This window comes from Herbaspirillum sp. B65, assembly GCF_000333555.1.
Lineage (GTDB): Bacteria > Pseudomonadota > Gammaproteobacteria > Burkholderiales > Burkholderiaceae_D > Herbaspirillum > Herbaspirillum rubrisubalbicans.
This window is the reverse complement of the sequence record NZ_BADI01000173.1, coordinates 1-2,981: the sequence shown is the minus strand read 5'-3', so window position 1 is coordinate 2,981 and position 2,981 is coordinate 1. Positions and strand designations below refer to the sequence as shown.

The window sequence follows — 2,981 nt, the reverse complement described above, 5'->3', positions numbered from 1 at the left end:
GGGCCTGGGCGAGATGCAGCAACTGGCCACCGGCGTGGGTGACTTGAAGCGCGTGCTGACAAACGTCAAGACGCGCGGCACTGGGTTGAAGTCCAGCTGGAAATCCTGCTGGAACAGATGCTCACGCCCGACCAGTACGCCAAGAACGTCGAGACCGTGCCCGCCAGTGGCGAGCGCGTGGAATTCGCCATCCGCCTGCCGGGGGCCAAGGAGGATGGCGGCCAGGTGTGGATGCCGATCGATGCCAAATTCCCCAAGGAACAGTACGAGCGCTTGGTCGATGCGGCCGAGCGCGCCGATGCCGAGGGCGTGGCCACGGCGGGGCGCGAGCTGGAACGCGCCGTGCGCGGCGAGGCCAAAACGATTGCCGAGAAATACCTGTCGCCCCCGCTGACGACCGATTTTGCCATCCTGTTCCTGCCCACCGAAGGCCTGTATGCCGAGGTGATGCGCCGGCCGGGTCTGTCCGACGAGTTGCAGCGCACCCATCGGGTCACCATTGCCGGGCCGTCCACCTTGTCGGCGCTGCTCAACAGCTTGCAGATGGGGTTCCGCACGCTGGCGCTGGAAAAGCGCTCCTCAGAGGTCTGGCAAGTGCTGGGCGCGGTCAAGACCGAGTTCGGCAAGTTCGGCGAAGTGCTGGCTTCGACCAAGAGTGCGTTGGAGCGGGTGGCCAAGAACATCGACCAGGCCGAGACCCGCACCCGCCAGATGACCCGCAAGCTCAAGGCGGTGGAGGCGCTGCCGGTGGAGAATGCGCAGAAGCTGCTGGGCACGGGTGAGCTGGATCTGGGGGAGGATGCCGAGGGCGTTTGAACTCTAGCGCCAGGCAATGCAAAAGGGACGGTTTGCCGTCCCTTTTTTCATGGGTGATGGCATGAGATCAGAGCTCAGAGCTCAGACCTCTGCCCTCATACCTCAGACCAGTCCATCGAACAGCACCACCGCCACCTCTTCACCCGCAGCCACGTCGCCGCGTTCGTGTTCCAGTTCGATGATGCAATTGGCATCCGACATCGAGCGCAGGATGCCCGAGCCTTGCATCCCGGTCAGGCGCACCTGCCATGTGCCCTTGTCATCGGGCGCCAGGATGCCGCGCTGGTATTCGGTACGACCGGCTTTCTTGCGGATCGCGGTCGCGGTCTTGGCGCGCAGGCGCGGCAGCGGCTTGGGTTCGGCGCCGGCCAGGCGCAGCAGGGCGTCGCGCACGAAGAAGGAAAAGCTCACCGTCACCGCCACCGGATTGCCAGGCAGGCCGAACAGGTAAGCTGCGCGCCCACGTGACTGGATGCGGCCGAAGGCCAGCGGGCGGCCGGGGCGCATGGCGATTTTCCAGAACGTCATCTCGCCCAGGCTGGCCATGATCTGCTTGGTGTAGTCGGCCTCGCCCACCGAGACGCCACCGGAAGTGATGACCGCATCGGCCTCTTCGCAGGCACTGCGAAAGGCCGCTTCCAGCGCCGCCGGGTCGTCCGGCACTACGCCCATGTCCAGCACGTCGCAGCCCAGGCGGGTCAACATGCCGTGCAGGGTGTAGCGGTTGGAGTCATAGACGCAGCCCGGTTCCAGCGGCTCGCCACCGAACGCAATTCGTCGCCGGTAGAGAAGAAGGCTACCCGCAGGCGGCGCTGCACCGGCACTTCGGCAATGCCCAGCGAAGCCAGCAAACCGATGTCGGAGGGGCGCAGCACCCGTCCGCGCGGCAGCGCCACGCTGCCCAACGCCAGGTCTTCGCCACGCAGGCGGCGGTTGTCGCCGGGGCGCACGCGGCCAGCGGGCAGGGTCACGGCCTGGGCATCGGCATCGGTCGTCAGTTCCTGCGGGATCACCGTGTCACAGCCTGCCGGCATGGGGGCGCCGGTCATGATGCGCACGCATTGGCCGGGCCCGACCGTGCCGCTGAAGCGCTCGCCGGCATGGACCGCGCCGATGATCTGCAGGCGCACCTGCTGTCCCGCGGCCACCTCTGCGCCGCGCAGGGCGTAGCCATCCATGGCCGAGTTGTCGTGCGCCGGTACGTCGATGCGCGAGATGATGTCTTGCGCCAGTACCCGCGAGAGGGCGCTGCGGATGGCCAGTTTTTCGACGGTATCGATGGGCGTGATGAATTCCTGGATCACGGCTTGCGCGCTGGCCACGGTCATGGCGTGGGGATCGTAGCCGCTGATGCAACTGACGATGTCGTGCAGGCTGGCAGTGAGGGGCGTGGCAGGTGTCTTGGTCTGGGTCATTGTTCTTCTTCGAGCCGTTGCAGTTCGGGCCCGGTGTTGATGTTGCTGAAGGCGCGCGCGTCGGGGAACTCGACTTCCACACAATCCAGCGTGGCAAACCAGCGTTCCATCTTGCGCTCGCCAGCGGCCAGGAAGGCGTCCAGCGAGCTGCGGGTGGCGCTGCGCAGCAGGGAGCATACCGGATGACGCTGGCGTCGCTGGCCATCGTCAGTGACTGCGATGGCCGCTTCGGCGCCGGCTGCGGCCATGGCCTCGGCCAGGTGCGCCACTAGGTCGAAGGGGATCAGCGGTGAGTCGCACGGGGCGCTGGCCAATAGCGGCGTAGTGCAATGGGCCAGGCCGCATTGCAGGCCGGCCAGCGGGCCGGGGTAATCGCTTTGCAGGTCATGCCAGACCGGGTAGCCGAAGCGCGCATATTGCAACTGCGAGCGGTTGGCGTTGATGGCCAGGGTACCGACCTGCGGCGCCAGCCGTTCCAGGACGTGTTGCACCAGTGGCTTGCCGTGCAGCAGTTGCAAGCCCTTGTCCACCCCGCCCATGCGCGTGCCGCGACCACCGGCCAGCACCAGGCCGGTGATGTGGCTGGCAGTCAAGAGGGTAGGGCAATCCATGGTGCAGAGGGGCAGGGCAGCAGCGGGCTAGCCGCCGATATAGGACATCTCGACCTTGCGCGCCGGGGTGGCCTGCATGGCGCTGCGCAGTTCGGAATAGCGGTCGCCGCGCTGACCCCACAGGGCCGCGAGGCGCCGG

Annotated in this window: 1 protein-coding gene and 3 pseudogenes; 1 reads left to right on the top strand and 3 read right to left on the bottom strand. The window is 66.8% G+C overall.

The annotated features are described in order from the left end of the window. Positions 1–816, top strand: a pseudogene (locus I5W_RS04325) (DNA recombination protein RmuC); the annotation flags it as partial. Between the two features lie 102 nt (positions 817–918). Here the strand turns inward: I5W_RS04325 and moeA are convergent. The 3 genes and pseudogenes from moeA to I5W_RS33115 form a co-directional block, all read right to left on the bottom strand. Beyond that, positions 919–2,231: pseudogene (moeA, locus tag I5W_RS04320) on the bottom strand (molybdopterin molybdotransferase MoeA). Continuing rightward, positions 2,228–2,842 carry a molybdenum cofactor guanylyltransferase MobA gene (gene mobA / locus I5W_RS04315; RefSeq protein WP_044528315.1) on the bottom strand — a complete coding sequence of 205 codons (615 nt, stop codon included), beginning with the start codon at positions 2,840–2,842 and terminating at the stop codon, positions 2,228–2,230. Before mobA ends, moeA begins: the two are co-directional and overlap by 4 nt. 27 nt (positions 2,843–2,869) lie before the next feature. Further along, a pseudogene (locus I5W_RS33115) lies at positions 2,870–2,981 on the bottom strand (GTP 3',8-cyclase MoaA); the annotation flags it as partial.